The organism is Aeribacillus sp. SP014 (genome assembly GCF_054055575.1).
Genome location: NZ_JBSRXI010000001.1, coordinates 2,181,095 through 2,202,363 on the forward strand (window position 1 = coordinate 2,181,095; position 21,269 = coordinate 2,202,363).

18 protein-coding genes and 3 pseudogenes are annotated in these 21,269 nt (G+C 37.6%); 8 read left to right on the forward strand and 13 right to left on the reverse strand.

What is annotated here, in order from left to right; genetic code table 11:
- The first annotated feature begins 150 nt into the window (after positions 1 to 150).
- Positions 151 to 489, forward strand: coding sequence for a helix-turn-helix domain-containing protein (locus tag ACVIJU_RS10645; protein ID WP_063387802.1), 339 nt, complete (start codon positions 151 to 153; stop codon positions 487 to 489).
- Positions 490 to 543: 54 nt separating this feature from the next.
- Here ACVIJU_RS10645 and ACVIJU_RS10650 read toward each other — a convergent pair whose 3' ends face one another.
- From ACVIJU_RS10650 to ACVIJU_RS10670, 5 genes are all read right to left on the reverse strand, one after another.
- Positions 544 to 1,791, reverse strand: a complete 1,248-nt coding sequence (locus ACVIJU_RS10650) for a restriction endonuclease subunit S (RefSeq protein WP_456687560.1) — start codon at positions 1,789 to 1,791, stop codon at positions 544 to 546.
- 301 nt (positions 1,792 to 2,092) lie between these two features.
- Complete coding sequence (locus ACVIJU_RS10655; RefSeq protein ID WP_117017341.1) at positions 2,093 to 2,635, reverse strand: helix-turn-helix domain-containing protein; 543 nt, start codon at positions 2,633 to 2,635, stop codon at positions 2,093 to 2,095.
- Positions 2,632 to 3,588 carry an alpha/beta hydrolase gene (locus ACVIJU_RS10660; RefSeq protein WP_117017342.1) on the reverse strand — a complete coding sequence of 319 codons (957 nt, stop codon included), beginning with the start codon at positions 3,586 to 3,588 and terminating at the stop codon, positions 2,632 to 2,634. Before ACVIJU_RS10660 ends, ACVIJU_RS10655 begins: the two co-directional genes overlap by 4 nt.
- Positions 3,589 to 3,946: 358 nt before the next feature.
- Entirely contained in the window at positions 3,947 to 4,225 is a 279-nt protein-coding gene (locus ACVIJU_RS10665; protein WP_117017343.1) for a YciI family protein, read from the reverse strand.
- Between the two features lie 92 nt (positions 4,226 to 4,317).
- The gene (locus ACVIJU_RS10670; RefSeq protein ID WP_456687561.1) at positions 4,318 to 5,463 is read right to left on the reverse strand and encodes an AbrB family transcriptional regulator; all 1,146 of its coding nucleotides are present in this window, start codon (positions 5,461 to 5,463) and stop codon (positions 4,318 to 4,320) included.
- Positions 5,464 to 5,607: 144 nt separating this feature from the next.
- On the opposite strand from ACVIJU_RS10670, the gene ACVIJU_RS10675 reads away from it, so the two are divergent.
- Positions 5,608 to 6,480, forward strand: a complete 873-nt coding sequence (locus ACVIJU_RS10675) for a LysR family transcriptional regulator (RefSeq protein WP_063387795.1) — start codon at positions 5,608 to 5,610, stop codon at positions 6,478 to 6,480.
- 79 nt (positions 6,481 to 6,559) lie between these two features.
- Here ACVIJU_RS10675 and ACVIJU_RS10680 read toward each other — a convergent pair whose 3' ends face one another.
- The 5 genes and pseudogenes from ACVIJU_RS10680 to ACVIJU_RS10700 form a co-directional block, all read right to left on the reverse strand.
- Positions 6,560 to 7,087, reverse strand: coding sequence for a nitroreductase family protein (locus ACVIJU_RS10680; protein ID WP_066251605.1), 528 nt, complete (start codon positions 7,085 to 7,087; stop codon positions 6,560 to 6,562).
- Between the two features lie 307 nt (positions 7,088 to 7,394).
- On the reverse strand, positions 7,395 to 7,607 hold the full coding sequence (locus ACVIJU_RS10685; RefSeq protein ID WP_066251603.1) for a hypothetical protein: 213 nt from the start codon (positions 7,605 to 7,607) through the stop codon (positions 7,395 to 7,397).
- A 525-nt stretch (positions 7,608 to 8,132) separates the two neighbouring features.
- Entirely contained in the window at positions 8,133 to 9,593 is a 1,461-nt protein-coding gene (locus ACVIJU_RS10690) for an aldehyde dehydrogenase family protein (RefSeq protein WP_063387790.1), read from the reverse strand.
- A gap of 242 nt (positions 9,594 to 9,835) precedes the next feature.
- Positions 9,836 to 12,031, reverse strand: a complete 2,196-nt coding sequence (locus ACVIJU_RS10695) for a YhgE/Pip family protein (RefSeq protein ID WP_456687562.1) — start codon at positions 12,029 to 12,031, stop codon at positions 9,836 to 9,838.
- A gap of 207 nt (positions 12,032 to 12,238) precedes the next feature.
- Positions 12,239 to 12,912, reverse strand: a pseudogene (locus ACVIJU_RS10700) (CadD family cadmium resistance transporter).
- A 276-nt stretch (positions 12,913 to 13,188) separates the two neighbouring features.
- Between ACVIJU_RS10700 and ACVIJU_RS10705 the strand changes: the two are divergent.
- The 6 genes and pseudogenes from ACVIJU_RS10705 to ltrA all read left to right on the forward strand — a co-directional run.
- Positions 13,189 to 14,484 (forward strand): annotated as a pseudogene (locus ACVIJU_RS10705) (heavy metal translocating P-type ATPase); the annotation flags it as partial.
- Between the two features lie 94 nt (positions 14,485 to 14,578).
- Entirely contained in the window at positions 14,579 to 15,997 is a 1,419-nt protein-coding gene (lpdA, locus tag ACVIJU_RS10710; protein WP_456687563.1) for a dihydrolipoyl dehydrogenase, read from the forward strand.
- A gap of 85 nt (positions 15,998 to 16,082) precedes the next feature.
- Entirely contained in the window at positions 16,083 to 16,832 is a 750-nt protein-coding gene (locus ACVIJU_RS10715) for a ZIP family metal transporter (protein WP_090727357.1), read from the forward strand.
- Positions 16,833 to 16,934: 102 nt separating this feature from the next.
- Positions 16,935 to 17,018, forward strand: a pseudogene (locus tag ACVIJU_RS10720) (YnfA family protein); the annotation flags it as partial.
- A 17-nt stretch (positions 17,019 to 17,035) separates the two neighbouring features.
- The gene (locus ACVIJU_RS10725; protein WP_090727359.1) at positions 17,036 to 17,497 is read left to right on the forward strand and encodes a putative iron-sulfur cluster-binding metallochaperone; all 462 of its coding nucleotides are present in this window, start codon (positions 17,036 to 17,038) and stop codon (positions 17,495 to 17,497) included.
- 668 nt (positions 17,498 to 18,165) lie between these two features.
- A complete protein-coding gene (gene ltrA / locus ACVIJU_RS10730; protein WP_044898667.1) occupies positions 18,166 to 19,425 on the forward strand; it encodes a group II intron reverse transcriptase/maturase in 1,260 nt (419 codons plus the stop codon).
- A gap of 240 nt (positions 19,426 to 19,665) precedes the next feature.
- On the opposite strand, the gene ACVIJU_RS10735 is transcribed toward ltrA, so the two are convergent.
- The 3 genes from ACVIJU_RS10735 to ACVIJU_RS10745 all read right to left on the reverse strand — a co-directional run bounded on the left by ACVIJU_RS10735 (position 19,666) and on the right by ACVIJU_RS10745 (position 21,268).
- The gene (locus ACVIJU_RS10735; RefSeq protein ID WP_243356598.1) at positions 19,666 to 19,959 is read right to left on the reverse strand and encodes a hypothetical protein; all 294 of its coding nucleotides are present in this window, start codon (positions 19,957 to 19,959) and stop codon (positions 19,666 to 19,668) included.
- On the reverse strand, positions 19,947 to 20,477 hold the full coding sequence (lspA, locus tag ACVIJU_RS10740; RefSeq protein ID WP_456687938.1) for a signal peptidase II: 531 nt from the start codon (positions 20,475 to 20,477) through the stop codon (positions 19,947 to 19,949). The genes ACVIJU_RS10735 and lspA overlap by 13 nt, the downstream gene beginning before the upstream one ends.
- Positions 20,478 to 20,596: 119 nt before the next feature.
- Positions 20,597 to 21,268: a response regulator transcription factor gene (locus ACVIJU_RS10745; protein WP_456687564.1), complete on the reverse strand. Its 672-nt coding sequence runs from the start codon at positions 21,266 to 21,268 to the stop codon at positions 20,597 to 20,599.
- Position 21,269: the final 1 nt, after the last annotated feature.

Below are 21,269 nucleotides of genomic sequence, written 5' to 3' on the forward strand. Positions count from 1 at the left end.
CTATAGACCTATTTCGGATAATGTCTAATGTTATATTTCATATTTTTAGTATATATTTTAATACTTTTAATATCAATAGTCTCTTGGGGGCTTAACTCTCATAGTAGATTGTAAAAAGGAATCACTATTATCCCCAAGGAGTGACGGTTCATGACTAAAATACAGCAAATAATCGGAGAAAGAATCCGAAATTTTCGCAAGCAGAAAGGGTGGAGTCAAGAAGAATTAGCAGATATAGCAAATCTACATGCTACTTATATTGGACAATTAGAAAGAGGTGAAAAAAACGCAACATTGGAAAGTATTAACAAAATCGCAACGGCGCTTGAGGTTTCTTTAGAGGAATTATTTAAATCTATTCAACCAAATTCAAAAAAACCAGATTATACTTTGTCGCAAATTATTACAAAACTTCAGGCAAGGCCGGTTGAAGATCAAAAATTCATACTAAACATGCTTGATCTCCTATTGAACTGGAAAGATAAGTAGCAGTATTCCAAAAAGGGGGGGACAATCCCCCTCTTTTGGAACTTATTTATCATTTTACATCATGTTAGCAACATGCTTTTCAGCATCTAATACATCCATCTCCCCTGATAAAAGCCGGGGCAGCAAAGCGTTTTGCAATTTTTTGAGCCGGTCATTTTCATTGGCATTTTGTATCATCATCGCATAATAATTGCTGGTGAAACGTATAAATTTTTTTAAAATATCATCCGGCGGAAGCACAATTTTCATTTTTTTTATCTCATCCGCGCTGACATTCGGTTGTGCAGATCCAGTAGACCGATCTAAAATTTTTTGGCGGAAATCCGGCAATTTAGTTATGGCATAGACAAATGGCAATGTGTTCATTTCGTGCACGCTAGAATAAAATTTGCCGACACGTTGATTTAATAATGCGGGTTCTTCAAAATAGTAAATGCCGCATTTCCCGATTTCAGCGCCTGTTAACCCAATGAGCAGATCTCCTTGTGTAATTTTGAAACGATCTAATCGATGGAATAAAGATGGATCTACATATGCTGCATCTTCTTTGTTGATGAAAGGCGGGACAATATTTTTTATTTTTATTACAGGTATGCCTTCACATTTCCATTCCTTGCTTTTAAAAGCATATCCATTTTGTAATTCTATAACTTCACCTAATGTTCCTGCCTTCCATCCTTTCGGAATCATTCCCAATTCAGAAATTTCGAACCCTCTATCTTTAAAAGGCCCAAACTCTATGAACCAGTATTTGTAAAGTGTCATGATCGTTTCATCGATCGTTTTATTTATCTTGATATTCAGTTCAATTTTATCATCAATTGTTCCTAATATGTCCGCAATCTTCTCTTGCGTCCGCATGTCCGGCAGCAATACGAGCGCATTTTTAATAGAATCCATGCTGACAGCCGGATACGCAGCTCCCTGTTCCTGAGAAACTAAATAATCTGTAAAAGATTGATTGGAAATAAGGTAATACACATACCTCGGATGAATATGCTCCGTAGGCCGAAGAACCGCAAAACCGGTCGATACAACTTGATTTTCTTTCGGATTTTTTAAAAACAAAAAGGATCTTCGATTCGGACGGACGGTCGAAAGAATTGTATCGCCTGCTCGAACCAGCCTTTTTGCTCTGCTGGGCGCTTCATGAATCAAATATTGCGATGTCTCCCTCAGTTCGCCTGTTCCAACAGACGAAATATCGATGTAATCGATCATTTGAAAGGGAAATTGTTTCGTTAATGATTCAGGATTTATTTGAACAATCTCACCAAGCCGAACTTTCTTCCAGCTCGCCACATAAATTCCTCCACATGCATTAATTTTGAAACTTTATGGGGCAGTCTAATAAGTCGATTTTCCGGCTTATAGACGCCCCTTTAATGTTTTAGAAACGTTGATACGTTGATATATCAATGCTTATGATGTTTCGTTTTCAGTGGATTTTGACTTTCTGGACAGCCCCATGACAATTCCGAAGCAACAATAAGATCGCTTCCCCAATTTTTCTAGTTATAGCTCGTTCAGAACATAATCCTCCTGTTTTGATCCATATTGATTAGCTTTTCATTTTCAATCAAAGCGGATAAAAAAGACTGCACTATTTTAATTTTTCTTCTGCTTCCGGCATGATGATAGATGTAAAAATTCTTTTTTTTCGGTTAGGAGCAGGCTGGTTTTCCATTAGCTTTTTCATCGCCCGGTTGACAGTTTCAGCAAATTGAAAAAACTCTTCGTCGCTTGCATAAAAGCGAACCTGCCGAAATCCCACCCCATCTTTTAGGAGATCGATTTGTTCTTGTCGTAAATATCTCTCATAATCCGCTAAAATATTGGCGATAAATCTCATAAATATGTTCAAATGTTCATCTCTGCTTATATGCTGCAAATCGCTGTCTTCGAGCCCAATCGTTTCATCCGGCAAGGCATAAACTTTTTCTATTGTTCCCCTTATCTTTCTTTTCTCAACGATTTCAATCAGCTTTGCTTCTTCAAGTTTTTTTAAATGTCTGTACAAGGATGCTTGCGGAACTTCCGGCAGAAACTCCATTATTTCCTGCACAGTCAAGCGTTTTCCGATCAATGTTTGAATGATCCGAATCCGTACCGGATGCAAGATTAAAGCAGCTTTTGATTCAATCATGAAAACACCTCATTGTACCGTTTGTTCAACCAATTTTTCAAATGGTCGCAAAGCTCTTCGTGAAGCGGTTGATCCGCATTTTTGATATAATTTTTTTTCATTTTCAACATATTAATCTCATCTTCTTGTTTTTTCAATAAATGATCCATATTTTGAATCATATAATATTCCAACTCCCCTTTCACTATAGCGGGGAGGCGGTTGAGCTTTTCCGGATCAGCTTGAACGTCCTTGTCGCCGGTAATGGCCAAAACAGGGCATTCTATTTTTTTCAAATCTTCGAGCACATCGTATTGCAAATGCTCCCGAAACCATTTAGCATTTATTTTTTGAAAACCAACTTTGATCACATCTTGATCAGATTGCATGATTTTTTCAAAAAGGGCATTCGCCTTTTTTTCGTTTTTTTGCTCGATGTTAAACATGCGGATCATTTTTCCTTTTAAACCTGTTACATTGTTTAAAGCTTCATACACAAGCTTTCTCTGTCTTGTTAAAGCTTCTTCCAGCCTCTCCCCTGCCCCTGAGAGAAGAATGAGCCCATCCATTTTCTCCAAGGTGTTTAAAGCAACTGCCAATGTTGTTCCTTCACTGTGCCCCAAGGCAATGATCCGATTTTCATCAACAAGCGGATGTTGTTTTAAAAATTGTACAGCGCTAGCTGCATCCCGGACGAAATCCCACATTCCTGCAGATAAATAATCGCCGCCGCTTTCACCAACTCCCCTTTTATCATATCGCAACACGATAAATCCTAAAGAAGTAAGAAATGATGCCAATTGCTTATATATATTCAACTGGAATTTTCCTTTTGCATCATTGCCGTCGCGATTCAACGGACCAGAACCGGAAAGAATGAGAATAGCCGGCTTTTTTTGGCTGTTCTGTAACACGGATAACGTTCCTTTTAACTCATATCCGCAGCTTTGAAAGCTGATAAATTGTTCAATCATGTTAATTTCTCCTTTATTTATGTTATTATTATCATTATCGATAATAATAACAAATAAGTCAAGAAAATTCTGATGATTGTTTTTTGCATATAAATGTTATCAGAATTGTGCCTTCAGCCCACAGCATATTGAAAGCAGTCGATTACGCAATTCAGCAACGGCTTGCTCTTTTTCCTTCAGCCCACAGCATATTGAAAGCAGTCGGCATCTGCGAACTGTTTTTTTGAGAAAAATCGTAAACATACAAAAGCCCTTAGAGAAAAACAGCTCTTTTTCTCTAAGGGCTTTATTTTAGAGACTAACGGACAGCACCGATTCAAATGTTCTATCATTCTACAACGGCTTTCCTATCAAAATCTTAATTTGGGAGCACTGCGTCGCTGACCATTTCCCATTCGTGAATCTCATACCCTCTAGCGCCAGTCACAACATATGGATCTTCTTTCGCAAGCTTTTCGGCCTCTTCAAAAGAACTGGTGCGATAAATCACCATACCGCCTGTGCCGTCGGCAAATCTGCCTTTTGCAAATATTTTTCCTTCTTTTCCTTTCTGCTCTAAATAATTCAAGTGATCATTCCGAAACGCTTTGCTTTTTTCTTCATCTTTCATCGGCAATAATACGACAAAATATTTCATCTCAACCACTCTTTCTATTAGATTCATCGCTTACCATTTTACTTGAAGCTGTCAGTCTTGAAAAGCTTCATGTCTTAAGTTCCTAATGTCAATCAAATATTTCTTGCTGCATGCGAATGTGCTCTATTGCGCAATCTTCTTTGATGGAGCAGTTTGATCAATGGAGGTACTGCGATGCATACTAACACAATGCGCAGTACTTGAACGACCACAACAAATGTTGAATCTTCATGAAGTACAGCGGCTGTTGTAGCCATCTCCGTAATACCGCCCGGCGCAAATGCAAGAACTGCTGTGACAAAGGTTATTCCAGTCAGCTTTGAAACAATAAAAGCGCAAATAAACAAGGAAAGAATTAAACCAATCGTGCTGAATAAAGCAACCGCCATTGTTTTCCATAGCCCTGTAAACATCTTTTTATGAAATTTCGAGCCGATGCTTGCAGCGATGAAAACTTGCGCCGCTATGATCAAAATGTTCGGCCACCATGGAGTCAAGTTGTGGCCTGCAAATGATGAGCCGGCTGCTTGAATACTAGCAGCACCAAGCATTCCGCCAACGAGCCAAGGTGCAGGGAACTTCAGCAGCTTTCCAATGTAATACCCTGCCAATGCCCCTAGTGCCAATACTGCCGTCCAAATCATTTCGTCCATTTCCAAGCTAGGAAAAATGAACGCTGATTGGTTGTTCGAAACTTCAAGCTTCTCAGAATGGACCGCAAATGAAGAAACAAGAAACGGGATCACAAGCACTACTAAAAATACCCGCATCGTTTGTATAATGCTGACGACACCAATGTTGCCCCCGACTTCTTCTGCTATGCCTGGTATAACAGACAAGCCCCCGGGTACCGTTCCGAACAAACTAGTCAATAAATCTGTATGACTGAACTTCCACAAAACGAGTCCAGACAGCAGCGAGAAAACAATGGACAAGAGAAGCATTGTCATGATGGACATCCAATGATCTCTAAAAATATCTATAACTGTCAAATTGATTTTTTGCCCTAATTCAATCGCCAAAATAAATTGCCCAGCATTCATCCAAAATCGGGGCAAAACATACTTGTCATCGGACGATGTTGAATTGGTATGGCTCCAAAATGAAAAAGCCCCTGCCATCACCAATGTTCCGAGCATCCAGCCGATGGAAAGGCCTGTTAGAGATAAAAGCAATCCTCCAATACTGCTGAATAAAATAAACGAAACATTGCGCAAGAAACCTTTCGTTCGTATCATTTCAATCCTTCTTTCTAAACAAAATATCTTGCGGCATTCGAACTTGCTACAAACATATTGTATACTTTTTTTAGATATAAATAAAATATCAATAATCTATGCATGATTATAAAAATTATTGATGGAAAAAGAGAGGTGATGACGATGGATGATCGAGACTGGCTTATTTTGAAAGTTCTCTACAACGAAAAAAACATTACAAAAGCTGCAAAAAATTTATATATTTCTCAACCAGCTTTAACAAACCGGCTTCAGCAAATTGAAAAGGAATTCGGTGTACAGATTGTTCATCGAGGAAGGCGGGGAGTTGAATTTACCCCGCAAGGAGAATATTTAGCGAAATGTGCGAATCAAATGCTGCTGAAAATACAAAAAATAAAAGAAAATGTTGTGAACATGGAGAACCGAGTAACCGGCACATTAAGATTAGGGGTTTCCAATTACTTTACAGATTATAAACTCCCCGGTCTTTTAAAGCTTTTTAAAAACGAGTATCCCGACATTGAATTTAAGGTCCTGACAGGCTCGAGCAGCGAGATAGCCCATTTGATCCACAGCCACGAAGTCCATGTCGCTTTCGTAAAAGGAGCTTACAGCTGGAACGATCAAAAACGATTACTATTTGAGGAATCCATTTGTATTGCTTCTAAAGACAAAATAGATCTCCGGGAGCTTCCAAATTTGCCGAGAATTGATTACCGGACGGATCCCTTGCTAAAAACGGCAGTGGACAATTGGTGGTTTGAGAATTACTCCCAACCACCATTGATCAGCATCGAAGTCGATAAAGCAGATACGTGCAAAAAAATGGTGTTGAACGGATTAGGTTACGCTATTTTGCCAAGCTTGATTTTAGATGATGCCGACGATATTTATAAAATCGATCTGAAATCGAAAAATGGGAAGCCCATTTTAAGAAAAACTTGGATGTTTTATCACAAGGAATCGATCCAACTGAAATTTGTGAAAGCGTTTGTCGAGTTTATGGAAAAGCTCGATTTTCAAAAAATTCCATAAAATGCTATGACACTCGTATAACCTTTTTCCTTACATATGTTGCTTGGAAAAAGGTTTTTCAAAATTTCCGCAAACGTAATTACGTTTGAAACCGTTCATAATGAATAATAGATTCCTTCCGAACCATTTCTTTTGCGGGCGGTTCCTTTTCAGGATAACCTAAACCTAATATTGCAACTACGCGGCGGTCTGATGGAATGTTTAAGGCTGTCCGGACAAAGTCTTCCCGTTTTTTTGATTCTGCTTGATCCTGTGAGTGATATATCGCACCAAAAGCAGCCCCTAAACCTAATTCAGTTGCAGTCAGCCATATAAAACCGCATGCGATCGAGGCGTCCTGCAGCCAATATTTGCTCACTTCCGGGCAGCCTGTAACGGCTATGGCCGCTTTCGCCTCTTTCAACCAAGAAACAAAAGGCGTGGCGTTTGCCAATTCATCAAGCTTTTCACGATTTGTTATAAGTATAAACTCCCTGGAAGGCAGATTGTTCCCAGAAGGGGCTAAATAAGCTGCTTCTAAAATTTGCTCCAACCGTTCATTTGGTATAGGCTGATCTAGAAACTTTGTCATTTCACGTCTTTTCTGTATAGCTTCAAAAACGTTCATGCACCTTCATCCTTCTTTCTATTTTTTCGCCTATTTTGCTTTCGTATGAATGTACCTTTTCATAAACGATTTTTTCCCTCTCCTGTTCAATACATGATATGGAATCATTATATCGATTCATATGGATCCACAAAAGAATCATTTTAGCCAAAACTTAGGAAGTTTCATTCCGAAAAATTAAAATATAGGAATGGAAATTATTGGTCAATAGAACAGCGTTATTATTTAGATGCTGCTGTCTATAATGGCAGCTTATGATACCGACAGAGCCATTCACTTTACTTTTTAATTATTTCACAGTTTGAAGTTAATTTTTTTTATTTATAAATAAAAATCCTAGTTTTGACACTAAATACAAGATAAAAAGAATTACTAAAGTTCTAGCAATTACATAACCATCAACAGCCAGCTTATATGCTTCAGGCACTAGTGAATTGGGTTCAATTAACAAATAAATTGAAATTATCAAAACAATAGAAATAAGTATATACCCTAAAGCTGAAACAGATTCTTTTGACATACATGTTTCTCCTTTTTATCCAATAATAACATTTTTTTGTTGGTACTGGAACATTAGAGATTTCTAAACAATGATAATTAAAATAATTGGAACAATACGCTAAAGCCGGATTGAAAGTGAAATCGGATAATAAGCAGCCAGTATTCACCCGTTATTATCCAATAGAGTATAAATGAAAATATTTAACGACAAGCTGGAAAGCTTCTTGAGTCGTAATCCATCGCTGCCTAAGATAACGAGACACACGCTTCATCGTTTTTTGAAGCCGGATTGAATATTAAAAAGATGCAGAAATAGTGACAGTAAAACTATCTATGCTCATATCACGAGATTAGAAAAGATCATCCTGCTCATTTCTAGATTATTAAAAGTGCACAACATAAAAAAACTTTCCCAAAAATCGCGGGAAAGAGTTTGGAAACGTCATGATTATTTGCCAAGCAAAAATGATACACAAATTCATTTTCAGTTAACCATTAACTGTTCGTTCAAAAATCCCCTTTTGTTTGGCAAGTCGGGATGTTGTTAAAAAGGATATTTTCGATATTCTTTTTGAATCGAAATCCATTTTGTCATCGTAAATTCTTCTACTACCCAAGGATTTCCGAATCTACCCATTCCGCTCGACTTTGTTCCACCAAACGGAATTGTCGGGCTGTCGTTGACTGTTTGATCATTGATATGAGTCATTCCGCTTTCAATTTGAAGTCCTAGTTGTTCACCTTCACTTAAATCCTCTGTAAAAATAGCAGAGCTTAAACCATATTCTGTATTATTCGCCATTTCAATTGCGTGATCGTCTGATTCCGCTTTCATGATCGTAGCAATTGGTGAAAATAACTCAGTTTGAGCAAGCTTGCTGTTGTTATCAACATCCACAAATACAGTCGGAGTTAAAATATTACCGATACGCTTCCCTTCCAATGCAATTTTTGCTCCTTCTTTTTTTGCTTCATTTATAATATTTAAAGCTTTTTCAATTTGTGTTTCGTTTATAAGCGGTCCAATAATTGTTTTCGGGTCAGACGGGTCTCCGTAAGGCAACGATTTGGCTTTTTCCACAAATTTTTGTACAAATTCATCATATATATTTTTATGGACAATAATTCTGTTTACAATCATACAAATTTGACCTTGATGTATAAACTTTCCAAAAATAGCTGCATCAACAGCACGGTCTACATTTGCATCTGCCAGAACAATGAACGGGTTATTTCCGCCTAGTTCAAGGGCAACCCTTTTCAGCATGCTGCCGGCAATTTTTCCGATATGCTTGCCAACTGGCGTTGAACCAGTAAAGCTAATAAGCTGTGAATGCGGAGAAGTGAGCATGTCATCGCCAATTTCATCAATATCCGTTAAAATACATTGAAAAACACCTTTTGGCAGTCCTGCATATTCAAATGCCCTCGCAATGATTGATCCTCCTGTCAAGGCTGTTTGAATATCCGGTTTATGAACGACACTGTTTCCAAGTGCAATAGCAGGAGCAATTGTCCGAATGGATAAATTCATCGGAAAATTAAAAGGCGAGATGGATGTTATAACTCCTAAAGGAAGACGATAAACACGATTCACTTTCCCCTTTATATCGGCTTCAATTTCCCTCACTTCATCTAATTTCTTGGCCATTTTCACAGCTTCTTCTACAAGCCCTACCGTCAAGTCAAGTTCAACGTTAGCCTTTATGAAGCTTCCGCCTGTTTCACGAGAGATCACTTTTATGATTTCGTCGCGATTTTTTTTGAAAAATTCCGCTGCTTTCCGCAGCACTTCTTCTCGCTCACAAGAAGACGTTTTTCCCCATTCTTTTTGAGCTTCTTTTGCGTTTAAAAAAGCTTGTTCAAGTTGCTGTGAGGTCGCTAGCCGAATCGTTTGAATGACAGTTCCATCATAAGGATTCAAATTTTCATATGTTCTCTTACTTAATCCTTCGACCCATTCACCATTAATATAACTTTTGTTCAATTCCTCAAAGCGCTCCATATAACTTACCCCTTTTTTAATTCATTTATTTGTGGGTAGTTTTTCACAGTTCGCACAAAATTATTCTTGCTAAAGGCCGAAAAGCAAATGACAGATGAACTGTAAATAAACATAGAAAAACCTAGTAATAGACTTTTAAACGATCATATATAATGGAAATGAGAAAAATGGGCTACCAACTGTTAAGGTAGCCCATTCTTTAACTTACTTATTATTTTCAGTTATTAAAAATTCATTTAAAGTTAATGAAACAATCCCGTTTCTCTCGACTTCTTCATTAATTGGTGTGTATACTTGTTCAAACGCGCTTTAAATAGGGCGCCCACAAGTAATGCCACTAGTCCAAATGTCGAAAGGATCGCTGCATCATGTTGTACTTTAGTCCAAACAATTCCTCCCACAGCTTCACGCATCAAGTTAATCGCATAGGTGAAAGGAAGGAAAGAATGAATGGATTGAAAGAATTCTGGTAATAAAACCACTGGATACGTTCCTCCAGCACCTGCGATTTGTAAAACAAGGAAAACAATAGCTAAAGCTTTTCCAATATCACCAAACACCGACACTAAAGTATAAACAATGGTGATAAACACAAAGCTCGATAAAAGCCCAAATAATATAAACCAAACTGGTTCTTGGACATTTACACCCAGTAGATACATATCACCTAATGTCACAATGATGGTTTGAATCATGCCAATCGTGACAAAGGTCAATAATCTGCCAAAGTAAATCTGTCTTCCTGTATACGGTTCTATGTGATGCGGATCGGTTGCCAATAAAGAAACCAATAATAATCCACCAACCCATATCGCCAATACGGTATAAAACGGTGTCATGCCTGTACCATAATTTTCAATAGGAAACAGTTTGTTTTGATTCAGCTTGACGGGTTCTTCAAAAAAGCTTTCCTTTGCTTCAGGATCGTTTTCTAATAGCTCGATAATTTCCTCTAAATCCGTTTCTCCTTGGATCTGACGGATCTCATCAGCCAGTTCATTTATTTTCGTATTAATATACGGATATTCCGCTAAAACACTCTCTAATAAATCTTTACCATCTGCTAAATTAGTTGCGGTTCGATTTAATATGTTTTGTGCTTCTGGAATCGTATTTTGAACCTTGGTTAAAATGCTTTTCGCCGATTCTAATGAACTTTTTGCATGTTGAATTTCTTCTCTAACACGAGGTTCAATCGTTTCTTTATATTCGGTAATAAAAGCATCCAATCGCTCATTCGTGAATTGAGCCGTTTCTCGTAAGTTAGCCATCATATCTTCTAACTCTTGATTATGTTCCGCAATCATCTCATCAACTTGATTAAGTTGTTTTTGCAATTCTTGTAAGGTAGCTTTCATTGCTGCCAGTTCATTTAATGCATTTTCAATCTGTTCTTGATTATTCTCTTCTGATTGACCTGAATCTTCTCCCGAATCCTCACCAGATTCCTGTTCTTCTTGAATTTGTTGTAAAATTTCCTCTACTGTTTCAATAGATGTAACCGTACTATTAATTTGTTCATTCCAATTGTTCATTTGCTCGTTCATATCCAGTAAATCCATTGAAGATGGTTCAACGGATTCTAAAAACTCATTCGTATCTTGAATGGCCTGTTGGATGGTGTTCAAATCCTCGTTCACTCGTGGTGCTATCTCATCTAAACGTTCTTCTGCATCATTAATAAAATTCAAGGTCTCGTTTACTGTCGAAAGCCCTTGATTAGACGCTTCTTCTACGCGTGGAATAAGGTTAAGAGCATCATGGATCATGACCTCGGCGTTTTCAGCATCAGAGAGTGATTCGTCCAAAACCTCTTTTATTTCAGGTAACTTTTCTTCAATTGTAAAAACATAATCCTCGAATTGCCTTATATCAGGTAGAGAGCTTTGTAATTCATGGCCAAGTTGATTAAACATATCAAAAATTACGCCATTGACAGTTGAGATAAAGCTTGAGCTTATTTCCTCAACGATTGTGGTAGTTGCTTTATCGGTAATCTTCGGAGCAATCGCGTTAATTTTTTCATTCACATAATAATTAACTTCGGCTTTTGTGGGTTGATCATTAATCACAGTCCCCAATTTCTCAGAAAAGTCATCGGGAATCACAATGACGGCATAGTAGTCTCCATATTTTACTTTATCCATGGCTGTCTCTTCATCGACAAACTGCCAGTCCATTGAATCATTATCTTTTAGTTGTTCGACTAATTCATTTCCTACATGGATCTCTTCATCACGCACTGTAGACCCTGTATCATTATTGACAACACCGACTTTAATTTGATCCGTCTGTCCATATGGGTCCCAAGATGCTTTAATATTCATCCACGCATACAATGACGGAAGTATCATTAATCCACCAATTAAAATCGCGGCTACCCAGTTTGTTGAAATGTTTTTTAAGTCTTTCAAGTATAAATGCATACTGTTCTTCATATATTTCGCCTTCTCCTTGTAGTTAAAAATCCACATAAACATTATACCGAATTCGGCTAGTCACACTTAAATGTATTGCTTTGGGCTTAACATTATTGCATCTTATTTTTGCCCGAATTTCAATAATTTATTTTCTATAAAGATTTGTACTCAATACTTTAAAAGGAAAGAGGGTTTAACAATATTTTTGTAAATCATTACGGTTAATTAGGAATTTAAATTTACGAAGTGAGACCACAGGTTAGAAAATATATTATTTTCTTCCATGATATAAAGGCCTAATCCTATAAACACAATTGGAATAACCCATCGGCCGTATTTCTCAAGTGTTTCAGAAACATATCTGAATCTTGCTAGACGATATCCGATTAAACACCAGACCGCAACCATTATAAAGAAAGTAACAACTGTAATGACCAGTTGGTTGTTATTTAAAGTAGAAAAGAACGGAACATAAATTCCAATATTGTCTCCACCATTGGCAAATGTGATAAAGGCTACACTTAAATAGAACTTATTAAATTTATTTAAACTGGAAACAACAGCACCTTCATCTTCATCTTCACCCTTTATAAACAGTTTAACTCCTAAATAGATCGGGATTAGTCCTAATAAACCTACCCACTGATCAGGAATGAGTGTCACTCCAAATGTAGCTAAAAGACTAATCAAAACTAAAAGTGCAAAACCAAGATATTGGCCAATGACTATATCTCTAGGGTAAATACGATTTCCCTTTGGCTGCATGTTAACCGTTCGGCCATTACTTGCTTTAGCTTGTGAACTTGCCTGAGAGAACAACAACATCAAGACAAAATATCATCGATATTGGTTACTATAAAAGACCCTAAAGCAGAGAGAATTGTTAAAATTAAATTCATAAAAAAACTCCTTTTTAAAATACTCCCTAATCGGAATAAAAGATATTTAGTTATGTTAGTTTGTTACACCTTCTATTATTTCCCCTTCATGTAATGATTTAGAATTTCACTTTGCATGATCCTATAACTAATAAATAGTATTTTAGGTGAAAATATTGAAAGTTATTATTCAAATATTTGTTTGAATATATTGTGCTTTTAGATTAAAATTATTAACGTAAAATGTCAACATTTAAATGTTGGTTTGAATGAAAATAAAAAGGGAGGTTGTAAAAATTGTCTGAAGCAAAAGCATTAGAGGCTGAAAAAAATGTTTACCGCGTTCAGGGGGTTACATGCGCAAATTGTGCAGGAAAATTCGAGAATAATGTAAAACAGCTTCCTGGAGTAGAGGATGCAAAAGTAAATTTTGGTGCATCTAAAATTGCTGTTTACGGTAATGCAACAATTGAAGAACTAGAAAAAGCCGGTGCATTCGAGAACCTTAAAGTGACTCCTGAAAAATCTGCTCGCCAAGTTTCACAAGAGGGAAAAGAAGATATGAAAGAAGATAAAGTGCCGTTTTATAAAAAGCATAGTACGCTACTTTATGCTTCCTTATTGATCGCCTTCGGTTACCTTTCCTCGTCTGTGAATGGAGAAGAGAACATTGTTACTACCTTATTGTTTTTAGCGTCCATGTTAATCGGAGGATTATCACTTTTTAAAGTCGGTTTGAAAAACTTACTACGCTTTGAGTTTGACATGAAAACCCTTATGACAGTAGCTGTTATAGGTGGTGCTATTATTGGAGAATGGGCAGAAGTTGCCATTGTTGTTATTCTCTTTGCGATTAGTGAAGCACTTGAGCGATTCTCTATGGACAGAGCAAGACAATCGATTCGTTCATTAATGGATATCGCTCCTAAAGAGGCACTCGTTAGACGTAATTGACAAGAAATAATGATTCATGTCGATGATATTGCTGTTGGGGATATTATGATTGTAAAACCAGGTCAAAAGATTGCGATGGATGGTGTAGTCGTAAGTGGCTACTCTGCAGTCAACCAAGCAGCTATTACCGGTGAATCAGTCCCTGTTGAGAAAACAGTTGATGATGAAGTATTTGCAGGTACATTAAATGAAGAAGGATTACTTGAAGTAAAAATAACGAAACTTGTAGAAGATACAACGATTTCTAAAATTATTCATCTTGTAGAGGAAGCACAAGGAGAACGTGCTCCTTCGCAAGCATTTGTCGATAAATTTGCAAAATATTACACACCGATCATTATGATCATTGCAGCATTAGTTGCTATAGTCCCTCCTTTATTCTTTGATGGCAGTTGGGAAACATGGGTTTATCAAGGATTAGCTGTTCTTGTTGTTGGTTGTCCTTGTGCGTTGGTCATATCGACTCCAATTTCTATTGTTTCAGCGATAGGGAATGCTGCGAAAAAAGGTGTCCTTGTAAAAGGCGGAGTGTATTTAGAAGAAATTGGTGCCTTAAAGGCTATTGCATTTGATAAAACAGGTACCTTAACAAAAGGGGTTCCAGCTGTAACTGATTATAATGTGTTGAACAAACATATATTACATATTGGTATCCGCATGGGACAAAAATGCTTTCATCCTTAATTTAAAATAATTCTTTTCATTCTTTATAAAATCGAAGGAGGAAACTGAAATGACTTTTGAAGGAAAAAATGATGTAGATCTGTTAGTTATAGGCGCAGGATCAGGAGGTTATGTAGCTGCCATACGTGCTGCTCAGTTAGGGAAAAAAGTGGTTTTGGTGGATAAAGCAGAACTAGGAGGGGTTTGCCTTAACCGTGGTTGTATACCTTCAAAGGCTCTTATTAGTGCTTCTGAACGAGTAAAACACATAAAACATGCCAATTCAATGGGAATAAAGGTTTCTGGTGAAGTTGAAGTAGATATGCTAGAAGTAGTGAAGTGGAAGGACGGTATAGTAAATAAACTAAGGAATGGAGTTCGGACTTTACTGAAAGGCAATGGAGTGGAGGTCATTAGTGGGGAAGCTTATCTTACTGAACCCTATGTTGCCAAAATCAAAATTGGTAACGAAGAAAAATTCTTTTCATACAAAGACTTAATCCTTGCGATAGGATCATTACCTACTGAGTTAAAAAGTATGCCATTTGATAGAAAAAGAATTATCTCGTCAACTGAGGCATTGATGCTTCAAGAAGTACCAAAACATTTAGTTGTAGTAGGTGGTGGTTATATTGGTTTGGAATTGGGTACTGCTTATGCTAAATTTGGAGCTAAAGTGACCATCCTTGAAGGATCAGATACAATTCTTCCAGGTACGGACCCTATGCTTACAAATGTAGTAAAACGTCATTTAAAGGAACTTGGAATCACAGTTATAACGAATGCTTTAGTCCAAGGAGGAGAAAATACAGGCGATGAAGTAAATGTCCAAGTTCAGGTTAATGGGAAGGAAGAGATAATTAAAGGGGATTATTGCTTAGTCTCCATTGGAAGAAAACCGAACACAGGAAATATCGGGTTAGAAAATATCGGAGTAGAGCTTGACCAACGCGGGTTTATTAAGATAAATGATAAATGTCAAACCAATGTGGAACATGTCTATGCGATCGGGGACTGTGCTGGTGGTTACCTCCTTGCTCATAAAGCTAGTTATGAAGGTAAGATAGCTGCAGAGGTAATAAGTGGGCTAAAAAGTGTAATTGATTTTCAGGCCATGCCTTTTGTTATTTTTAGCGATCCTGAAGTAGCCTATACAGGTTTAACGGAGAAGGAAGCAAAGGAAAAAGGATATGAAACGGTTTCTAGTCGTTTTCCATTCCAAGCTAACGGCAGAGCTTTATCTGTTTCGGATGCCGATGGTTTTGTACAAGTTGTGGCGGATAAAGAATCTAATCGGGTTTTAGGTGTACAGATGGTAGGGCCAGAAGTATCATCTCTTATTGCTGAAGCCGTTTTTGCAATTGAGTCAGGGGCAACGGCAGAAGATCTCAGCCTTACAATTCATGCACACCCAACTTTACCTGAACCACTCATGGAAGCAGCTGAAGGCGTTATGGGACATGCTATTCATATGTTGAATAAAAAATAATTCAAACAGTTAGAGCATATTTAATTTAACTAGGCCTGCACAATCATACGTGCAGGTCGAATTATTTATTTTGGAGTGACGATTAATGGAAATCATTTTTTATGTAATAACGGCAGCTTTAGCTAATGTTTTGGGCGGTTTTGTTATTTTTCTTAAGAAAAATTGGTCCAGAAGAAGTTTATATGCTCTAATGGCTCTAAGTTCCGGATTACTTTTCTCAATTGCAATTATGGATCTAGTACCAGAAGCTTTAGAAATAATGGAATCAAGTTCAATTTATATAATTTTAGGTTTTGGCATTATATTTTTATTTCAACAGCTGGTAGCACCCCATTTTCATTTTGGAGAAGAAACACATCAATCTCAAACCCATACTACAATGTATGGTGCATTAATAGGCATGATAATACACACTTTTTTTGATGGGTTATCAATTGTAGCTAGTTTTGCAATAAACAGCGGATTAGGTTTTGTCGTATTAATCGCTGTCCTACTACATAAGATACCTGATGGTTTAACTATATCTTCCATTGTATTTGCAAGCTTGAAAAGCAAAAAGAAAGCTATAGGTGCAGCTGTTTTATTAGGTTTATCTACCATAGTGGGGGCTACAGCAGCTTTGTTTCTAACAGAACTCGTTTCTTTACAAAGTAGCATACTTGCCATTTCGCTTTCATTAACTGCAGGTATATTTTTATACATAGCTTTAACAGATTTATTACCTGTTGTAAATGTGACAGAGGATAGGCCTATTATTCTTTTCTTTTTCGGGGGGATCTTTTTAAATTTCGGGCTTCATTGGATGTTTGAGCAATTAGCTCCTCATATACACTAGAATGAAAAGACGTAAATATTGTTTAAGGATATAGGTGTGGCTTTGAAATAAAGTCTGATAATTTGTAAAAAAGCTTGATAATTTATAGATAAAGCTTGATAAAAAGCACCAGATATATATGACTGGGTAGGTGCAGGTATATGTTTAATTGGTGTCTCGGTAATGCTATTTGCACCTCGCCAATAAAAAGGAGAGCGTAAAATATGTCTGATTGTTGTTCTACAAAAGGGCAGGTTTCTGAAAGTAGTAGTAATGAGTTGTGTCCTTCTTGTAATGTAAAAGGGAAAAAAGTAAAAATAATTACGTTAAAATCAATGTTAAAACCAACAATTTTAGGTACATTGAAAGCAGGCTTAACTCATTATTTTTGTTCGTCAAAAGATTGTAATGTTGTTTATTATGATACAGATGAAAAAACGTATTTAAAGTCAGAAATTAAGGTTTCTGTTTATCAAAAAGATAATGCCACAGTTGTTCCTGTCTGCTATTGTTTTGGTTGGACAAAAGAAAAAATTAAACAATATGTTGAAAATGGAATTAATCCTAATCCAGTAGAACATATTCGTGAAAATATAAATGAAAACCGATGTGGTTGTGAAGTAAACAATCCTCAAGGTAGTTGCTGTTTGGGGAATGTAAAGATCTATATCAAAGAACTAACCTAAATAAAGATCCATCTTCAACGAAATAATCAAACTTTTTTATGGAAAATTGAACTAAGTATTGATATGAGAATCCATTTTGATCAATCTTTTTTCAAAATGGATTCTTTTTTGTGCGCCCGGCATGGGTGTAATCTATAGGGTGAAAGTCCCGAGCTGCGAAGGCAGAAGTAGCAGTTAGCTTAACGCAAGGGTGTCCGTGGCGACGCGGAATCTGAAGGAAGCGAGCGGCAAACTTCCGGTCTGAGGAACACGAACTTCATATGAGGCTAGGTATCACTGGGTGAGTTTGCAAGACAAAACAAAGCCCTTTCTGCCGAAGGTGATACAGAGTAAATGAAGCAGATGGATGGAAGGAAAGATTACACTCTTACCCGGGGAGGTCTGGCTGGCACGCCAAGTAACCTTGGTAACCTATCTAGTGATAGATAGCTGAACAGTCAGAAGTCAGCAGAAGTCATAGTCATAGTACTCTTTCAAGCTCGAGATGGAAGAGGAAGGACTGAACAATTAAGGAGAACGAATCGCTAGGCGTTCATCTTCTGTGTGGAAGCAGACAATCCGATAGGACTTACTTGAAGGAGGAAGTGGTGAATCCCACGGGGGACTTCAAGAGGGTGGAGCAGAAGATGGCACAAATAGAAGAATTCGTTCACGTGGAGAGGATATCAATGTTGATGGAAATGATTTTGTCACGGGAAAATCTCCTGGCGGCACTGAAACGAGTCGAACAGAATAAAGGAAGTCACGGAGTAGATGGCATGTCCGTAAAAGACCTACGAAAACACCTCTACGAAAATTGGGACTCCATTCGACAGTCGTTGAGAGAAGGAACCTACAAGCCCTTACCCGTCCGTCGGGTCGAAATCCCGAAACCGAACGGTGGAGTAAGGCTTCTAGGGATCCCTACCGTGACGGATCGTTTCATCCAACAAGCGATTGCCCAAGTGTTGACGAAAATTTTTGATCCGACCTTCTCGAACCATAGCTATGGTTTCCGCCCAGGCAGAAGGGGACATGATGCGGTTAGGGAAGCAAAGGGTTATATCAAAGAAGGATATCGTTGGGTAGTCGATATAGACCTAGAGAAATTCTTTGACAAGGTGAATCACGACAAACTGATGGGGATCTTGGCGAAAACGATCAAAGATCAAATTCTACTGAAGGTAATTCGCCGGTATCTTCAATCAGGCGTGATGATCAATGGAGTGGTAATGGAAACGGACATGGGAACGCCTCAAGGCGGCCCGCTTAGTCCACTTTTATCAAACGTCATGCTTCATGAATTGGATAAGGAGCTTGAGAAACGTGGACATAAGTTTGTTCGGTATGCGGATGACTGTAACATCTATGTGAAAACAAAGAAAGCAGGAATTCGTGTCATGAATTCCATTACGAACTTTATCGAGAAGGAGTTAAAGCTCAAGGTAAATAAAGAGAAATCGGCGGTAGACCGTCCTTGGAAACGGAAGTTTCTCGGTTTCAGCTTCACACTCAATAAGACTCCAAAGGTACGAATTGCGAACGAAAGTGTGAAACGTTTGAAGAACAAGATCCGTGAAATTACATCAAGGTCGAAACCGTATCCAATGGAGAAAAGGATTGAGAAACTGAACAAGTATTTAATGGGATGGTGCGGATATTTTGCCTTGGCAGAAACACCAAGTAAGTTCAAAGAATTTGATGAATGGATTAGACGAAGGCTTCGAATGTGTTTGTGGAAAGAATGGAAAACCCCGAAAACAAGAATTCGGAAACTCAGAGGATTAGGGGTTCCAAGCCATAAAGCATTCGAATGGGGCAATACACGCAAGAAATATTGGCGGATTGCCTGCAGTCCCATTCTACACAAAACCCTCGACAACTCCTATTGGAAGCGTCGAGGGTTAAGAAGTCTATTCGAAAGATATCAAGCACTACGTCATACTTAATTGAACCGCCGTATACCGAACGGTACGTACGGTGGTGTGAGAGGTCGGGGGTTAGTCACCCCCTCCTACTCGATTGTGCCGTAGAATATGGGTTTGTTGAACGTTTTTGATTAAACTTTTAAAGCTACAATAGGAAACTGTTTTGGTTTTGAGGAGAATCTATTTTTTATTTCTAAACAAAGAAAGAGCTTGGACATTTATTGTAGCCCATGCTCTTTCTTTTTTGTTGTTTATTTCCTATCAACAATCGTCATACATAGAATGGTTTTGGTTCTGGTGGTTATTCGTGGTACTATCATTTGAATTAGTCTGTTGTATATTTAAATTCTTTGATGTTGAGGTTTCATGCTGGATATTGTTTTGATGATTATCCATGAAAGAATTCATCATTTGAGAACAATAATCCATCATTTGTTGCCAATTTCCGTTCCCTTGACTAGGAGTGCTGTTTGAATGTGCAAGAGCAGCAGTGCCAATACCTAGAAATAAAGCAACAGCTACTATAGACGTAAGTAATTTTTTCAATACTTCCACCCTCCTTTGTCCCCATTATACCCATATATATAAAATACGAAAACAATGAAGATTCTTTGATTACTTTCTAATTTTGACTCTTTATAAGTGCTAATAAGGAATAAAATAACTCCACTAACTAAAAATACATCCGCAGTATTAAAAATTGGATAATTGATAAATGTAACTTCGAACATATCTGTTACTTCACCAAAAATTAAACGGTCTAAAACGTTTCCCATTGCACCTCCTATAAATAAGCCAAAGGCTATACGCGTTAGCTTATCAGTTACTTTACGAGAATAAATAAGACCAACGACTATCACAATAATTGCAATGCTAATTAAGAATATTTTTTGTCCTGAAAAAATCCCCCAAGCAGCGCCTGTATTACGATGAGATGTCAATTGGAAAAAACCATTAATAACGGGAATGGATTGCCCATAGTCCATAAAATTTCTAACTAAATATTTAAAAAGCTGATCAATACCTAATGTGAGTATAATGATCCAATACAAAGACGTCACCTCAGAATTTATTTGGTTCCAAAAACAAAAAAAGAGCCGGACATAAGCTGGCTCTCATCTTCCTTTCAACAATATAAAAGATGCATACAATCCCGCTCAGCAGACATTAAAAACCTAATCTGCTAATATAGCTATTTCCCCCATTTATACCCTACTCCCCAAACAGTGTGAAGAAATTGATCGATTGGAAAACCGGCTTGTCTCAGTTTTTCGCGAATATTTTTTATATGAGAGTCGATGGTTCGCTCTTCGGTCTCGGCATCGTATCCCCATAAGGATAAAATGATTTCTTCCCTGCTGAACGCTCTGTTCGGGTGCTTTAAAAGCAGCCCTAAGATATCGAATTCTTTCGGCGTTAATAATATGTCTTCGTTTTGAAAATGGACTTTATGTTCTTCTTGATCCCACACCAATCCTTGAACATCAATAATTGAACGCTTTCCTGCGGAACGACGCAGCACCGCTTCGATGCGAGCAAGCAGTTCAGCTTCGTCAAACGGTTTTGTTATATAGTCGTCCGCACCGAGTTTGAGGCCTTTAACAATGTCGAATGTTTGGTCTCTTGCTGTTACCATTATAATAGGAACGTTTGAAAATTCTCTTATTTTCCGGCAGGTTTCCCAGCCATCCATTTCCGCCATCATAATATCGAGAAGGACAAGTTCAGCTTTGTTGTTTTCTAAATATCGGATGGCTGATAATCCTGATTCGCACTTGACGCAATGATATCCTTGAGGGGAAAGATAAAGCTCCAGCAAGTCCAACATTTTTCTTTCATCATCAACGAGCAAAATCGTGTACATC

Excerpts from the sequence above, each read along its gene's own strand:
- ACVIJU_RS10645 (WP_063387802.1), top strand. The coding sequence starts at position 151 with ATGACTAAAATACAGCAAATAATCGGAGAAAGAATCCGAAATTTTCGC.
- ACVIJU_RS10655 (WP_117017341.1), bottom strand. The coding sequence starts at position 2,635 with ATGATTGAATCAAAAGCTGCTTTAATCTTGCATCCGGTACGGATTCGG.
- ACVIJU_RS10660 (WP_117017342.1), bottom strand. The coding sequence starts at position 3,588 with ATGATTGAACAATTTATCAGCTTTCAAAGCTGCGGATATGAGTTAAAA.
- ACVIJU_RS10665 (WP_117017343.1), bottom strand. The coding sequence starts at position 4,225 with ATGAAATATTTTGTCGTATTATTGCCGATGAAAGATGAAGAAAAAAGC.
- ACVIJU_RS10670 (WP_456687561.1), bottom strand. The coding sequence starts at position 5,463 with ATGATACGAACGAAAGGTTTCTTGCGCAATGTTTCGTTTATTTTATTC.
- ACVIJU_RS10675 (WP_063387795.1), top strand. The coding sequence starts at position 5,608 with ATGGATGATCGAGACTGGCTTATTTTGAAAGTTCTCTACAACGAAAAA.
- ACVIJU_RS10680 (WP_066251605.1), bottom strand. The coding sequence starts at position 7,087 with ATGAACGTTTTTGAAGCTATACAGAAAAGACGTGAAATGACAAAGTTT.
- ACVIJU_RS10685 (WP_066251603.1), bottom strand. The coding sequence starts at position 7,607 with ATGTCAAAAGAATCTGTTTCAGCTTTAGGGTATATACTTATTTCTATT.
- ACVIJU_RS10690 (WP_063387790.1), bottom strand. The coding sequence starts at position 9,593 with ATGGAGCGCTTTGAGGAATTGAACAAAAGTTATATTAATGGTGAATGG.
- ACVIJU_RS10695 (WP_456687562.1), bottom strand. The coding sequence starts at position 12,031 with ATGAAGAACAGTATGCATTTATACTTGAAAGACTTAAAAAACATTTCA.
- lpdA (WP_456687563.1), top strand. The coding sequence starts at position 14,579 with ATGACTTTTGAAGGAAAAAATGATGTAGATCTGTTAGTTATAGGCGCA.
- ACVIJU_RS10715 (WP_090727357.1), top strand. The coding sequence starts at position 16,083 with ATGGAAATCATTTTTTATGTAATAACGGCAGCTTTAGCTAATGTTTTG.
- ACVIJU_RS10725 (WP_090727359.1), top strand. The coding sequence starts at position 17,036 with ATGTCTGATTGTTGTTCTACAAAAGGGCAGGTTTCTGAAAGTAGTAGT.
- ltrA (WP_044898667.1), top strand. The coding sequence starts at position 18,166 with ATGTTGATGGAAATGATTTTGTCACGGGAAAATCTCCTGGCGGCACTG.
- ACVIJU_RS10745 (WP_456687564.1), bottom strand. The coding sequence starts at position 21,268 with ATGTACACGATTTTGCTCGTTGATGATGAAAGAAAAATGTTGGACTTG.